Source organism: Streptomyces sp. NPDC003034 (genome assembly GCF_053591375.1).
In genome coordinates, this window is record NZ_JBSFTS010000003.1 from 1 (window position 1) to 14,398 (window position 14,398).

Here is a 14,398-nt window from a genome sequence, read left to right on the forward strand (position 1 = left end):
GGTACTGCAGGGGGGACCCTGTGGGAGAGTAGGACGCCGCCGAACTTTTATTGTGGGAAAGCCCCGCACCTTATGGTGCGGGGCTTTCCTGCGTTCCGGACCCGTGTGCGGTCTCCTGTAGGGTCAGGGTGCAGCGTTCGACATATCTACAGTCACAGTGGAGGCCCCCGGGTGGAGGTCCAGGAGACTCGGGTCCAGACTGACCGAATTTTCACCATTCCCAACATCCTGAGCATGGCGCGTCTCGCCGGCGTGCCGCTGTTCCTGTGGCTGATTCTGGAGGAGCACGACGGATGGGCCCTGGCCGTCCTCATGCTCAGCGGGATCAGTGACTACCTCGACGGCAAGCTCGCGCGGCGCTGGAATCAGATCAGCAGGCTCGGCCGCCTGCTGGATCCGGCCGCGGACCGGCTGTACATCCTGTCGACGCTCTTCGGGCTCACCTATCGCGAGCTCCTGCCGCTGTGGCTCACCGGCGCCCTGCTCGCCCGTGAACTGATGCTGCTGGTCATGGTGTGGATCCTGCGCCGCCACGGCTATCCGCCGCCGCAGGTGAACTTCCTCGGCAAGGCAGCCACCTTCAACCTCATGTACGCCTTTCCGCTCCTCCTGCTCAGTGACGGCTCAGGCTGGCTCGCCTGGACGGGGGCTGTTTTCGGATGGGCGTTCGCAGGTTGGGGTACAACCCTCTATTGGTGGGCAGGAGTGCTTTACGTGGTTCAAGTCCGTCGTCTCGTGAAGGCGGACACCACGGCCGATTGACCTCGCCACGGCGCCGGATGACGCGGAAGACTCGCCAAGTCACCGTCCGAGACGGGTGCGGTCGGCAAGACCGTCATCTCTCAAGGAGGACTCTTCCGACATGAAGGCCGTCGTGATGGCCGGTGGTGAAGGTACCCGCCTTCGCCCCATGACCTCAAGCATGCCGAAGCCGCTCCTGCCGGTGGCGAACCGGCCGATCATGGAGCATGTGCTCAGGCTGCTGAAACGGCACGGGCTCAACGAGACCGTGGTCACCGTCCAGTTCCTGGCGTCGCTCGTCAAGAACTACTTCGGTGACGGCGAGGAGCTCGGGATGGAGCTCACCTATGCCAACGAGGAGAAGCCACTCGGCACCGCCGGCAGCGTGAAGAACGCCGAGGAAGCCTTGAAGGATGACGCCTTCGTCGTTATTTCCGGCGATGCGCTCACCGACTTCGACCTCACCGATCTGATCCGCTTCCACAAGGAGAAGGGCGCACTGGTCACGGTGTGCCTCACGCGGGTGCCGAACCCCCTGGAATTCGGCATCACGATCGTGGACGAGGAAGGCAAGGTAGAACGCTTCCTGGAGAAGCCGACCTGGGGCCAGGTGTTCTCCGACACCGTCAACACCGGCATCTACGTCATGGAGCCCGAGGTCTTCGACTACGTGGACCCGGATGTCTCGGTGGACTGGTCCGGTGACGTCTTCCCGCAGCTCATGAAGGAAGGCCGGCCGATCTACGGCTACGTGGCCGAGGGCTACTGGGAGGACGTCGGCACGCACGAGAGCTACGTCAAGGCGCAGGCCGACGTGCTTGAGGGCAAGGTCCAGATCGAGATGGACGGCTTCGAGATCTCGCCCGGGGTGTGGATCGCCGAAGGGGCCGAGGTCAGCCCCGACGCGGTACTGCGCGGGCCCCTGTATATCGGGGACTACGCCAAGGTCGAGGCCGGCGCCGAGATCCGCGAGCACACGGTCATCGGCTCGAACGTCGTCGTCAAGAGCGGGGCCTTCCTGCACAAGGCCGTCGTACACGACAACGTGTACATCGGCCCCCACAGCAACCTGCGCGGCTGCGTCATCGGCAGGAACACCGACATCATGCGGGCCGCGCGGATCGAGGACGGCGCCGTCATCGGTGACGAGTGCCTCGTCGGCGAGGAATCCATCGTTCAGGGGAACGTGCGCGTCTACCCCTTCAAGACGATCGAGGCCGGTGCGTTCGTCAACACGTCGGTCATCTGGGAGTCCCGCGGACAGGCTCATCTGTTCGGTGCCCGGGGGGTGTCCGGCATCCTGAACGTCGAGATCACCCCCGAGCTGGTCGTGCGGCTGGCCGGTGCCTATGCGACGACCCTGAAGAAGGGCGCGACCGTCACGACGGCGCGTGACCACTCCAGGGGTGCGAGAGCGCTCAAGCGGGCCGTGATCTCGGCGCTGCAAGCCAGCGCGATCAACGTCCGCGACCTGGAGAACGTGCCGCTGCCGGTGGCGCGGCAGCAGACCGCGCGCGGCAGCGCCGGCGGGATCATGCTGCGGACCTCGCCCGGAGTGCCGGATTCCGTCGACATCATGTTCCTGGACGAGCGCGGGGCGGACCTCTCGCAGGGGCAGCAGCGCAAGCTCGACCGCGTGTACGCGCGGCAGGAGTACCGCCGGGCCTTCCCGGGGGAGATCGGCGACCTGCAGTTCCCGTCGAGCGTCTTCGACTCGTACACCGGCTCGCTGCTGCGGCGGGTGGACATCACCGGAATCAGCGCGGCCGGGCTCAAGGTCGTCGTGGACGCCTCCAACGGCAGCGCCGGTCTCGTACTGCCCAGCCTCCTGGGCCGGCTCGGCGTGGACGCCCTCACCATCAATCCGGGGCTCGACGAGACCAGGCCGACGGAAACCGCCGAGTCGCGGCGGGCCGGGCTGGTGCGGCTCGGAGAGATCGTGGCCTCGGCGCGGGCGGCCTTCGGGGTGCGCTTCGACCCGGTGGGCGAGCGGATCTCCCTGGTGGACGAGCGCGGGCGGATCATCGAGGACGACCGGGCCCTGCTGGTGCTGCTCGACCTGGTGGCCGCGGAGAAGCGCAGCGGCAAGGTGGCGCTGCCGGTGACCACGACCCGGGTCGCCGAACAGGTGGCGGCCTACCACGGCACGCAGGTCGAGTGGACGACGACCTCACCCGACGACCTGACCCGGGTGGGTCGGGCGGAGAACACGATCTTCGGTGGGGACGGCCGGGGCGGGTTCATCGTTCCGGAGTTCAGCAGTGTCTTCGACGGGTCGGCTGCCTTCGTGCAGCTGCTCGGGCTCGTGGCGCGGACGCAGCTTACGCTGAGCCAGATCGACGCCCGGATCCCCAGGGCGCACGTGCTCAAGCGGGACGTGCCGACGCCGTGGGCGGTCAAGGGGCTCGTCATGCGGCGGGTCGTGGAAGCGGCCGGCGACCGGCAGGTCGACATCACCGACGGGGTGCGCGTGGTCGAGGCCGACGGGCGCTGGGCGCTGGTGCTGCCCGACCCGGCGGAGGCGGTCACCCATCTGTGGGCAGAAGGCCCCGACGACACCTCCGCGCAGGCCCTGCTGGACGAGTGGGCCGCCGTGGTGGACGGAGCCGGGCACTGAGCACCGGGGTCGCGGTGAGGTAGGAACGTACGAAGGGACCGGCGGGCCGGGCGCGAGGAGAGGCGCCCGGCCCGCCGGGGTGCATTGGGTGGGTGCGCTGGCGACATGCGACGATGTGCGGTATGTCGCAGCCGCCCCACAACAGGAGTTCGGCGCCGCCCCCGGGCTCGGGCCCTGCCCGGACCGCGCGCCCGGACGCTTCCATGTCGCTGCTGACCCATGTGATGGACCACAGCCTCGACGAGGGCTACGCGGAGTCCACGGCCCGGCGCCAGGCGGAGGGTACGGCGGGTCTGCCGCGCACCCTCCGAGCCAAACTGGCGCTGGCCGCCGGACTGGTGGTCGCGGCCATGATCGTGACCCTTGGTGCCGCTGAGACGCGGCTGGCCGCACCGGTGCTGGCCAAGGAGCGGCAGGAACTGATCGACCGGGTGGAGCGGGCCGACGAGCGCGCCGACGGTGTGGAGCGGGACATCGAGCGGCTGCGCCTGAACGTCGCCGACCGCCAGCGCGCCGCGCTCAAGCAGCACGGGGGGGACCAGGGCCAGCTCGCGGCCCTGCTGTCCGGCGCCACGGCAGTGCGTGGGCCCGGTGTGAAGCTGGTGGTGGACGATGCGAAGGGTGCTTCGTCGGGCGACGGCGACGGCCCTCGTGAGAGCGCGGGTTTCGCGGACACCGGCCGCCTGCGCGACCGCGACATGCAGAAGATCGTCAACGGGTTGTGGCAGTCGGGGGCCGAGGCCGTGTCGATCAACGGGCAGCGGCTGACGGCGCTGTCGGCCATCAGGGCCGCGGGTGACGCGATACTGGTCGACAACCGGCCGCTCGCGCCGCCGTACGAGGTGCTGGCGGTGGGGGAGAAGAAGCGGCTCGCCTCGGCTTTCCAGGACTCGGCGGACGGGCAGTACCTGCACGTATTGCAAGAGAGCTACGGGATCCGCTACAGCCTCTCCGCCGTGGACGAGGTGCGGCTGCCGGCCGCGTCGAGCCTGACCGTACGTACGGCTACAGCAGCAGAGCAGCAGCAGAAGGGTGCATCGTGATCGCGGTACTGGGCCTCGTGGCCGGAGTGCTGGTCGGGCTTCTGGTCCGGCCCGAAGTGCCGGCCGTCGTGGAGCCATATCTGCCGATCGCCGTGGTGGCGGCGCTGGACGCGGTCTTCGGCGGTCTGCGTGCGATGCTCGACGGCATCTTCGTGGACAAGGTCTTCGTGGTGTCGTTCCTGTCGAACGTGGTCGTGGCCGCTCTGATCGTCTTCCTCGGCGACCAACTGGGCGTCGGCTCGCAGCTGTCCACGGGCGTGGTCGTGGTCCTGGGCATCCGCATCTTCTCCAATGCCGCGGCCATCCGCCGGCACGTGTTCCGGGCGTGAGGCCGATGGCTACGAACGACACACCGCCCGAGGAGCCGACGCGTGGGGAGCCCATGCCCGAGCAGCCGGCGCGGCAGGAGCAGATGGGCCGGCAGCGGCTCGCGGCCGGCTTGTGGCCGCCGCGGGTGAGCCGGGCGCAACTGATCGTCGCCCTGCTGCTGTTCGTCCTCGGCCTGGGGCTGGCCATCCAGGTGCGGTCGAACAGCGATTCCAGTGCGCTGCGCGGCGCCCGTCAGGAGGACCTCGTACGGATCCTCGACGAGCTCGACGGGCGGACCCAGCGCCTGGAGGAGGAGAAGCAGCGGCTGGAGGATCAGCGCAAGGAGCTGGAGAGCAGCTCCAATCAGGCCGAGGAGGCCCGTAAGCAGACGGTGGAGAAGGAGCGTCAACTCGGCATCCTGGCCGGTACGGTGGCAGCGCAGGGCCCCGGCATCACGCTGAAGATCACTGATCCGACGGGTCAGGTGGAGTCCGACCAACTGCTGGACACACTGCAGGAACTGCGGGCGGCAGGGGCCGAGGCGATCCAGGTCAACGGGGTGCGCGTCGTGGCGGGATCGTACTTCTCGGACGAGAGCGGTGGAGTCGGGATCGACGGTAAGAAGATCACACAGCCCTACGAGTTCAAGGCGATCGGCAAGGCGCAGGACCTGGAGCCGGCGCTGAACATCCCGGGCGGTGTGGTCCAGACGCTGGAGAAGGAACAGGCCACCGTCGCCGTCACGCGATCGGCGAAGATCGTTGTGGACGCCTTGCGGGCTGCGAAGCAGCCTGACTACGCTCGGTCGTCATCGTCGTGACGCGGGGCGTGCGGGGGACCGGCTCACGCGGGCGGATGCCTGCGGGGGGTCGGCGCACCGAAGTCGCGGTGCGTGGTGGAAACTGTCTGGTGGTTACGGACGTTGTGAGGATGTCCGGGTCGGCAGGTGTGTGCATTCGGAGTTCGTCCTGCCCCACGGGCGGGTCTGTTTCGGTCAAGGGGAATCGCCCGTGAAGTTGTTTGAGAAGTTGTTCGGCAAGAAGAACCGTGAGGAAAGCGGCAGCGCACGGCATCGCGCGCGGCAGGGGGCCGGGGATGGGCCGGGCGGTGACCGGCCGCTCTTCCGGGACGAGGTCGCGGGGCCGGGCGACATTTCGGGCGCGCAGGGCGCGTCGGCCGTTGACCCCGCTGGTAGCGGACGCATAGGTTTCGGTGAACCGTCAACCTCAACTGCGGGTGGAGGGTTCCCCTCCGACCCGTATGCCACCAATGCCTCCGCGGGGCAGCCGCGGCGCGAGGAGCCGTCCATGTCGGCCGAGCAGATTTGCAGCAGGTGCGGACACCGCAGCGATGCGGCCAGCCGGTTCTGCTCCAACTGCGGTGCGCCGCTGCGGCCGGGCCTGACGCCGGAGCGAGCCTCGGAGACCACGTCCACCATCTCGATCTCGGGCCTTGAGGCCTACGAGGCCGAGGTGTCGGGGCAACAGCACGTGTCGTCCTCGCTGTCCCCCGAGGCCCAGGCCGCGGTGGAAGCGCTGCCTCCCGGTTCCGCTCTGCTCATCGTGCGGCGCGGTCCCAACTCGGGCAGCCGCTTCCTGCTGGACGGCGAGCTGACCACGGCGGGCCGGCATCCGCAGAGCGACATCTTCCTGGACGATGTGACCGTCTCCCGCCGGCACGTCGAATTTCGCAGGGGCCAGGAGGGCGGCTTCACCGTCGCCGACGTCGGCAGCCTCAACGGCACGTACGTGAACCGCGAACCGATCGACTCGGTCGCCCTGCACAACGGCGACGAGGTGCAGATCGGCAAGTACCGGCTGGTCTTCTACGCGAGCCTGCGGGGCGTCTGACCCGTCTAGGGAAGGTCTCATGCTGCGCACCCCGACAGGCGGTGCCGGAAACGGCACCGCCGGCTCGGCCGGGCGGCTGGTGAGCATCGGCACGGTGCTGACCATGCTGCGTGACGAGTTCCCCGAAGTCACGATCTCGAAGATCCGTTTTCTGGAGGCGGAGGGGCTCGTCGAGCCCCGGCGCACACCTTCCGGCTATCGCAAGTTCAGCACGGGTGACGTCGAGCGGCTGGCGCAGGTGCTGCGTCTGCAGCGGGACCACTACCTGCCGCTGAAGGTCATCCGCGAGCAGCTCGACGCGCTCTCCCGTGGCGAGCAGGTCCGGATCCCGGCGCCGACGGCGCACGGGGACGCCGGCGATCCCACCGGCCCGGCGGCCGTGTACGGCGAGGTGGGCCGTGAGCGCCCCACCGTGGCCCGCGTGGGCCGGGCCGAGCTGATCGCCGCCGCCGAGGTGGACGAGGCCCGGCTGGCCGAGTGGGAGTCGTACGGACTGCTCGCCGAGGCGCCCGGCGGGGGATTCGACGCCGAGGCCGTCACGGTGGCCCGGCTGGTGGCCGACCTGGGGCGGTTCGGGCTGGAGCCGCGGCACCTGCGGGCGATGAAGGCCGCCGCCGACCGGGAGGCCGGGCTGGTGGAGCAAGTCGTAGCACCGCTGAGGCGCCACCGCAATCCGCAGACCAGGGCCCATGCGGAGGCCACCATGAAGGAGCTCGCGGGGCTCTCCGTACGGCTCCACGAAGCCCTCGTACAAAGCGCTCTGGGCGTCCGGCTGCACTGAGTGCACCGGCCCGGAAGGGGCCCCGACTACCCAAACCGGCCGGGCAGGTCCTAGGGTTGCTGTGTGAACGAGCTCGACGTTGTGGGTGTCCGGGTGGAAATGCCCTCCAACCAACCGATCGTGCTCCTGCGTGAAGTGGGAGGCGACCGGTACCTCCCCATCTGGATCGGCCCCGGGGAGGCGACCGCCATTGCCTTCGCACAGCAGGGCATGGCTCCTGCCCGGCCGCTGACGCACGACCTGTTCAAGGACGTGCTGGAGGCGATCGGCGAGGAGCTCACCGAGGTGCGGATCACGGATCTGCGGGAGGGCGTCTTCTACGCGGAGCTCGTCTTCGCCAGCGGGGTCGAGGTGAGTGCGCGGCCTTCCGATGCCATAGCGCTGGCCCTGCGGACGGGGACGCCGATCTACGGCAGTGACGGCGTGCTGGACGACGCCGGAATCGCCATTCCGGACGAGCAGGAGGACGAGGTGGAGAAGTTCCGCGAGTTCCTCGACCAGATCTCGCCCGAGGACTTCGGTACCGGCCCGCAGTGAGGCGCCGAGCGCGTCGTCCACGGGGAACCACCAGCCCATTCGAGTAGCCTTTCCCCGCGAAAGGAAACGGGAAACCACTCTCAGGGTGATTATCACTCGGCGTGCCGAGTGTGGCGATCGTTGACGCACCCCTGGTGACTGCCTACCTTCGAGGTGGGCAGGTCGAGGACGGAGGGTCGGCGTGAGGATCACGGGCGACGGTACGACCGGGGGCATCCCCGCACGGATCGACGGCGGACCGTACCCGCTGCACGGCGGTGCCGCGGGCTCCGCGCGCCGTCAGCCGGAGTCGACGCCGGTCGGACCGGTGGGCACCGACCCGGCGCCCGGGCAGGTCGGCTACCGCGGGCCGACGGCCTGCGCCGCGGCCGGCATCACGTACCGGCAGCTCGACTACTGGGCGCGGACCGGACTGGTGGAGCCGAGCGTGCGCGCCGCCTACGGTTCGGGCACGCAGCGGCTGTACAGCTTCCGGGACGTCGTCGTCCTCAAGATCGTCAAGCGTTTCCTGGACACCGGGGTGGCGCTGCAGAACATCCGCACCACCGTGCAGCACCTGCGCGACCGCGGATTCCCGGACCTGGAGCGCATGACGCTGATGAGCGACGGCGCGACCGTGTACGAGTGCACCTCCCCGGACCAGGTGGTGAGCCTCCTCCAAGGCGGGCAGGGCGTCTTCGGCATCGCCGTGGGCGTGGTGTGGCGCGATGTCGAGAGCGCGCTCTCGCAGCTCCACGGGGAGCGCGTGGACACCGGCGAGACCCTGGTGGGGAACAACCCGGCGGACGAGCTCGCCGCCCGCCGCAACCGCGCCGTCTGACCCCGGATCCGGTCCCCGGCCCGGGGCGGGCGCCATTGTCAGTGGCATGGGGGAGCATCGGGGCTGTGAGACCCGCGCCGACGATCCTGCACCTGGACATGGACGCCTTCTACGCCTCGGTGGAGCAGGCGTCGAAGCCGAGCCTGCGCGGCAAGGCCGTCATCGTCGGCGGGCTCGGGCCGCGCGGGGTCGTCGCGACCGCCTCGTACGAGGCCAGGCGGTTCGGCGTCCATTCGGCGATGCCGACGGCGCAGGCCAGGCGGCTCTGCCCGAACGGCGCGTATCTCTTTCCGCGTTTCACCCTCTACCGGCAGGTCAGCGACGTGGTCATGGCCCTCCTGCGGGAGCTGTCGCCGTTGGTGGAGCCGCTCAGCCTGGACGAGGCCTTCGTGGACCTGGAGGCGGGCGGCACGGCCTTCGACGCGCCGACGGCCCGGGCGGCCGGTGAGCGGCTGCGCGCGGACATCCGGGCGGTGACGGGGCTCAGCGGTTCGGTGGGCCTGGCCGGGTCGAAGATGCTGGCCAAGGTGGCCTCCGAGGAGGCCAAGCCGGACGGGCTGCTGCTGATCGAGCCGGGGACGGAGCGGGAACTGCTCGCGCCGATGTCGGTGCGGACGCTGCCCGGGGTGGGTCCGGCCACCGGGGAGCACCTGAGGCGGGCCGGCATCACGACGGTGGGGGAGCTGGCCGAGGCCGGTGAGGACGAGCTGGTCCGGATGGTGGGGCGCGCGCACGGCGTCGGGCTCTACCGGATGGCGCTGGGACTGGACGACCGGCCGGTGGTCGCGGAGCGGGACGCGAAGTCGGTGTCGGTCGAGGACACCTTCGACATCGACCTGCACGACCGGGTGCGTATCCGCAATGAGGTGCAGCGGCTCGCCGACCGGTGCGTGCGGCGGTTGCGCGCGTCGGGGCATTCGGGGCGCACGATCGTGCTGAAGGTGCGGCGCTACGACTTCTCCACGCTCACGCGGTCCGAGACCCTGCGGGGGCCGACGGACGACCCGGGCGTCGTGGGCGAGGCGGCGGCGCGGCTTCTGGAAGGCGTCGACACCACGGGCGGCGTGCGGCTGCTCGGGGTCGGGGTGACCGGGCTGGCCGATTACACGCAGGAGGACCTGTTCGCCCAGGCCTCCGCGCTCGCCGCCGGTGGGGCGGATGCCGCGCGGGCGCCGGACGAGGGTCATGCGCGCGGTGGGGTGGATGCCGCGGAGGCGGCCGGGGAGATACGTACGGACGGTGGGGCCGCAGGGGTGAGCGGGGCCGCTGACCTGGCAGCGGAGAGCGGGGCCGGGGCAGGCCCGGCGGGCGGGCCGGCGCCGGACGGGCCGCCGCCGCGGGCGCAGGAGCCCGCCCGGGAGCCGGCCGGGGAGGACGAGCCCGCCGCCGAGCGGCGCTGGCCGGCCGGGACCGACGTACGGCATGCCGTGTACGGGCCCGGGTGGGTGCAGGGCAGCGGGGTCGGGCGGGTGACCGTACGGTTCGAGCAGCCCGGCTCGCGGCCCGGCCGCGTGCGGACCTTCCGGGTGGACGACCTTGAGCTGGAGCCGGCCGATCCGCTGCCGCTGGTGGGAGAGGCGGAGGCGGAGGGCGGCTCCGCGACCGGCGCCCGGGCTTAGGGCGGGTCTTTCGGATCTTGCCGGGCCCGCGCTGCCCGGCACCGCACCTCCCCGCCTTGTCGGGGCTTCCCAGTACGTCCGGATAGAGGCAAGCTCCTCCGCTTTGGGATGCACGGCACCGGACAACGCGGGCTCGGCCGACATGATCCCAAAGACCCGCCCTAAACGGGCTGGTGCGCGGCTCCGGCCGCATCCGGCGCGGCTCCGTCCCGGGTCAGGCCGGCTCCGGTCTGGCTCCGGCGAGGACCAACCCCGGCCTACGCCTGGCTCACGCCTGCCTGGCTGCCGCCCGGCCCACGCCCGGACCGCCCGGGCCGGGCCGGATTCCCGCCCGGCTCAGCGCCCGTGTCAGCGCCCGTTTCAGGCCTGGTTCTCGTCGCCCGCCAGGTGGCCGAAGTCGCGGTCGGCCCCGTCGGCGGCAGGGCGCTGGAACTCGCTGGGCAGGGTCACGTCCAGGCCGTAGTGGTGGTAGAGCTGCAGCTCCTGTTCGGGGGAGAGGTGGCGGCCGACGCCGAAGTCGGGAGCGTCCTTGATCAGGGCGCGTTCGAACGGCACCCGCAGGGTGCCTCCCACCAGCTCGCTCGGCTCCAGCGGGACGAAGGCGTCGCGGCTGAACAGGCCCGTCCGTACGGCGGCCCACTCCGGGGTACCGGTGGCATCATCGAGGTAGACCTCGTCAATAGTGCCGATCTTGTTGCCGTTGCGGTCGAATGCCTTGCGGCCGATCAGGCTGCGCGGATCGATGTCCGTCTGCACGGTCCCTCCACATGGTCGCAGCTCCCTCCGTAATGACTACAGAAGGGCATATTCGGGCCGCAGGCCACTCGGGAAGGCTCCGGATCCTCGCTGGTAGGCTGGGTCATGGCTGTCGACCCTGTGCGGGAGAGTCCTCCGAGTGAACGAGACGGAGGCGCCGAAGGAGCAAATCCTCCCCGGAATCTCTCAGGCATACGTACCGCACGGACGAGGCCACTCTGGAAAGCAGGGGCGGGTACCGGGCGCGCAGTGCCGGTTCCTCTCCTCACCGACGGTGAAAGCCGGATCTCTCGGGCTCTGCCCGCGACTCCGGTGAAGCTCTCAGGTTGAGATGACAGAGGGGGAGGCCGTCCGGGTGCCCGCGCCGTGGTGCCCCTCGCAGGTCATACGACCAGGAGGCCTCCGTACATGACCGCCAACCGCATTCCGCTCTCCCAGCTGGAGCGAGGCATCCCCTTCGAGCAGCGCCACATCGGCCCGGATGCCGAGGCGCAGGCGAAGATGCTGGCCCAGGTGGGCTACGGCTCCCTGGACGAACTGACCGCAGCCGCGGTGCCCGATGTGATCAAGACCGCCGGGGCGCTGAACCTGCCCGAGGCGCGGACCGAGGCCGAGGTGCTGGCCGAGCTGCGCTCGCTCGCCGACCGCAACCAGGTCCTCTCCTCGATGATCGGGCTCGGCTACTACGGCACCTTCACCCCGCCGGTGATCCTGCGCAACGTCATGGAGAACCCGGCCTGGTACACGGCGTACACGCCCTACCAGCCGGAGATCTCGCAGGGCCGCCTGGAGGCGCTCCTCAACTTCCAGACCGTCGTCGCGGAGCTGACGGGGCTGCCGACCTCGGGCGCCTCCCTGCTCGACGAGGGCACCGCCGCGGCCGAGGCCATGTCGCTGGCCCGGCGGGTGGGCAAGGTCAAGAACGGTGTCTTCCTCATCGACGCCGACGCGCTGCCGCAGACCATCGCCGTGATCCAGACCCGCGCCGAGCCCACGGGCGTGGAGGTCGTCGTCGCGGACCTCTCGGACGGCATCCCGGCCGAGATCGCCGATCGCGGCGTCTTCGGCGTCCTGCTGCAGTACCCGGGCGCCTCAGGTGCCGTACGGGACCTGAAGCCGGTCATCGAGCAGGCCCACGGGCTCGGCGCCATCGTCACCGTCTCGGCGGACCTGCTCGCGCTGACCCTGCTGACCTCTCCCGGTGTGCTCGGCGCGGACATCGCCGTCGGCACCACCCAGCGCTTCGGCGTCCCCATGGGCTTCGGCGGCCCGCACGCCGGCTACATGGCCGTCCAGGAGAAGCACGCCCGCTCCCTGCCCGGCCGCCTCGTCGGAGTCTCCGTCGACGCGGACGGCAACAAGGCCTACCGGCTGGCGCTGCAGACACGTGAGCAGCACATTCGCCGCGAGAAGGCCACGAGCAACATCTGCACCGCGCAGGTGCTGCTGGCCGTCATGGCCGGCATGTACGCCGTCTACCACGGCCCGGACGGCCTGCGGACCATCGCCCGCCGCACCCACCGCTACGCGGCCCTGCTCGCCGCCGGTCTGACCGCCGGCGGGGTCGAAGTCGTGCACGGGGCGTACTTCGACACGGTCACCGCCCGCGTTCCGGGCCGCGCGGCCGAGGTCGTCGCGGCCGCCCGCGAGGGTGGGGTCAACCTGTTCCAGGTGGACGCCGACCTGGTCTCCGCCGCCTGCGACGAGACCACCCTGCGCGCCGACATCGAGACCGTCTGGGCCGCCTTCGGCGTGAGCGGCGACGCCGCGGACATCGAGGCGCTGGACGCCACCGCGGCCGACGCGCTGCCGGAGGGGCTGCTGCGCTCGGACGCGTACCTGACCCACCCCGTCTTCCACCAGCACCGCTCCGAGACCGCGATGCTGCGCTACCTGCGCCGGCTCGCGGACAAGGACTACGCGCTGGACCGCGGCATGATCCCGCTCGGCTCCTGCACCATGAAGCTGAACGCGACCACCGAGATGGAGCCGGTCACCTGGCCCGAGTTCGGCCAGTTGCACCCCTTCGCTCCGGTGGAGCAGGCCGAGGGGTACCTGTCGCTGATCACCGAGCTGGAGGAACGTCTCTGCGAGGTGACCGGCTACGACAAGGTCTCCATCCAGCCCAATGCCGGTTCCCAGGGTGAGCTCGCCGGCCTGCTGGCCGTACGCGCCTACCACCGCGCCAACGGTGACGAGCAGCGCACCGTCTGCCTCATCCCGTCCTCCGCGCACGGCACCAACGCCGCCAGCGCCGTGATGGCCGGCATGAAGGTCGTCGTCGTCAAGACCGCCGACGACGGCGAGGTGGACGCGGAGGACCTCCGCGCCAAGATCGAGCAGTACCGCGACGAGCTCGCCGTGCTGATGATCACCTACCCCTCCACGCACGGGGTGTTCGAGGAGCACGTCGCCGACATCTGCGCCCAGGTGCACGAGGCGGGCGGCCAGGTCTACGTGGACGGCGCGAACCTGAACGCCCTGGTGGGCCTGGCCAAGCCGGGTCACTTCGGCGGCGACGTCTCGCACCTGAACCTGCACAAGACCTTCTGCATCCCGCACGGCGGCGGCGGCCCGGGCGTCGGGCCGGTCGGTGTCCGGGCGCACCTGGCCCCGTACCTGCCCAACCACCCGCTCCAGCCCACCGCCGGTCCCGAGACCGGTGTCGGCCCGATCTCCGCCGCTCCCTGGGGCTCGGCGGGCATCCTGCCGATCTCCTGGTCCTACGTACGCCTCATGGGCGGTGAGGGACTCAAGCGCGCCACCCAGGTCGCGGTGCTGGGCGCCAACTACATCGCCAAGCGCCTGGAGCCGCACTACCCGGTGCTCTACACCGGCCCGGGCAACCTGGTCGCGCACGAGTGCATCATCGACCTGCGCCCGCTGTCGAAGGCGACCGGTGTGAGCGTGGACGACATCGCCAAGCGTCTGATCGACTACGGCTTCCACGCGCCGACCATGTCGTTCCCGGTCGCGGGCACGCTCATGATCGAGCCGACGGAGTCCGAGGACCTCGGTGAGATCGACCGGTTCTGCGACGCGATGATCGCCATCCGCGGCGAGATCGAGCGGGTCGCCGCCGGGGAGTGGCCGGTGGACGACAACCCGCTGGCCAACGCCCCGCACACCGCGGCGGCGCTGGGCGGCGAGTGGAACCACCACTACACCCGTGACGAGGCCGTCTTCCCGGGCGGGGTCACGGCCGCCGAGAAGTACTGGCCGCCGGTGCGCCGGATCGACGGGGCGTTCGGTGACCGGAACCTCGTCTGCTCCTGCCCGCCGCTGGACGCGTACGACAACTGAACCGCACGGCGTCCCATGACGG

At 70.4% G+C, this 14,398-nt stretch carries 12 protein-coding genes and 1 riboswitch; of the genes, 11 read left to right on the forward strand and 1 reads right to left on the reverse strand.

Annotated features, from left to right (window positions below; all coding sequences use genetic code 11):
• Positions 1 to 171: 171 nt before the first annotated feature.
• The 10 genes from ACWDX7_RS04465 (at position 172) to ACWDX7_RS04510 (ending at position 10,317) form a co-directional block, all read left to right on the forward strand.
• A complete protein-coding gene (locus ACWDX7_RS04465) occupies positions 172 to 762 on the forward strand; it encodes a CDP-alcohol phosphatidyltransferase family protein (protein ID WP_451493393.1) in 591 nt (196 codons plus the stop codon).
• Positions 763 to 862: 100 nt separating this feature from the next.
• Positions 863 to 3,358, forward strand: a complete 2,496-nt coding sequence (locus ACWDX7_RS04470) for a sugar phosphate nucleotidyltransferase (protein ID WP_451493392.1) — start codon at positions 863 to 865, stop codon at positions 3,356 to 3,358.
• 113 nt (positions 3,359 to 3,471) lie between these two features.
• The gene (locus ACWDX7_RS04475) at positions 3,472 to 4,401 is read left to right on the forward strand and encodes a DUF881 domain-containing protein (RefSeq protein ID WP_451492001.1); all 930 of its coding nucleotides are present in this window, start codon (positions 3,472 to 3,474) and stop codon (positions 4,399 to 4,401) included.
• A complete protein-coding gene (locus tag ACWDX7_RS04480; protein ID WP_355412751.1) occupies positions 4,398 to 4,730 on the forward strand; it encodes a small basic family protein in 333 nt (110 codons plus the stop codon). Before ACWDX7_RS04475 ends, ACWDX7_RS04480 begins: the two co-directional genes overlap by 4 nt.
• A gap of 5 nt (positions 4,731 to 4,735) precedes the next feature.
• Complete coding sequence (locus ACWDX7_RS04485) at positions 4,736 to 5,530, forward strand: DUF881 domain-containing protein (protein WP_451491991.1); 795 nt, start codon at positions 4,736 to 4,738, stop codon at positions 5,528 to 5,530.
• A gap of 82 nt (positions 5,531 to 5,612) precedes the next feature.
• Positions 5,613 to 6,560, forward strand: a complete 948-nt coding sequence (locus ACWDX7_RS04490) for an FHA domain-containing protein (protein WP_451492000.1) — start codon at positions 5,613 to 5,615, stop codon at positions 6,558 to 6,560.
• A 19-nt stretch (positions 6,561 to 6,579) separates the two neighbouring features.
• The gene (gene ftsR / locus ACWDX7_RS04495) at positions 6,580 to 7,341 is read left to right on the forward strand and encodes a transcriptional regulator FtsR (protein WP_451491990.1); all 762 of its coding nucleotides are present in this window, start codon (positions 6,580 to 6,582) and stop codon (positions 7,339 to 7,341) included.
• A gap of 63 nt (positions 7,342 to 7,404) precedes the next feature.
• Positions 7,405 to 7,878: a bifunctional nuclease family protein gene (locus ACWDX7_RS04500; RefSeq protein WP_030009777.1), complete on the forward strand. Its 474-nt coding sequence runs from the start codon at positions 7,405 to 7,407 to the stop codon at positions 7,876 to 7,878.
• 181 nt (positions 7,879 to 8,059) lie between these two features.
• The gene (locus tag ACWDX7_RS04505; protein ID WP_451491989.1) at positions 8,060 to 8,698 is read left to right on the forward strand and encodes a MerR family transcriptional regulator; all 639 of its coding nucleotides are present in this window, start codon (positions 8,060 to 8,062) and stop codon (positions 8,696 to 8,698) included.
• Between the two features lie 65 nt (positions 8,699 to 8,763).
• A complete protein-coding gene (locus tag ACWDX7_RS04510) occupies positions 8,764 to 10,317 on the forward strand; it encodes a DNA polymerase IV (RefSeq protein WP_451491988.1) in 1,554 nt (517 codons plus the stop codon).
• Positions 10,318 to 10,677: 360 nt separating this feature from the next.
• On the opposite strand, the gene ACWDX7_RS04515 is transcribed toward ACWDX7_RS04510, so the two are convergent.
• On the reverse strand, positions 10,678 to 11,073 hold the full coding sequence (locus ACWDX7_RS04515) for a PRC-barrel domain-containing protein (protein ID WP_451491987.1): 396 nt from the start codon (positions 11,071 to 11,073) through the stop codon (positions 10,678 to 10,680).
• Between the two features lie 113 nt (positions 11,074 to 11,186).
• Positions 11,187 to 11,285: riboswitch (glycine riboswitch) on the forward strand.
• Positions 11,286 to 11,481: 196 nt separating this feature from the next.
• Here ACWDX7_RS04515 and gcvP point away from each other — a divergent pair.
• Complete coding sequence (gene gcvP / locus ACWDX7_RS04520; RefSeq protein ID WP_451491986.1) at positions 11,482 to 14,376, forward strand: aminomethyl-transferring glycine dehydrogenase; 2,895 nt, start codon at positions 11,482 to 11,484, stop codon at positions 14,374 to 14,376.
• Positions 14,377 to 14,398: the final 22 nt, after the last annotated feature.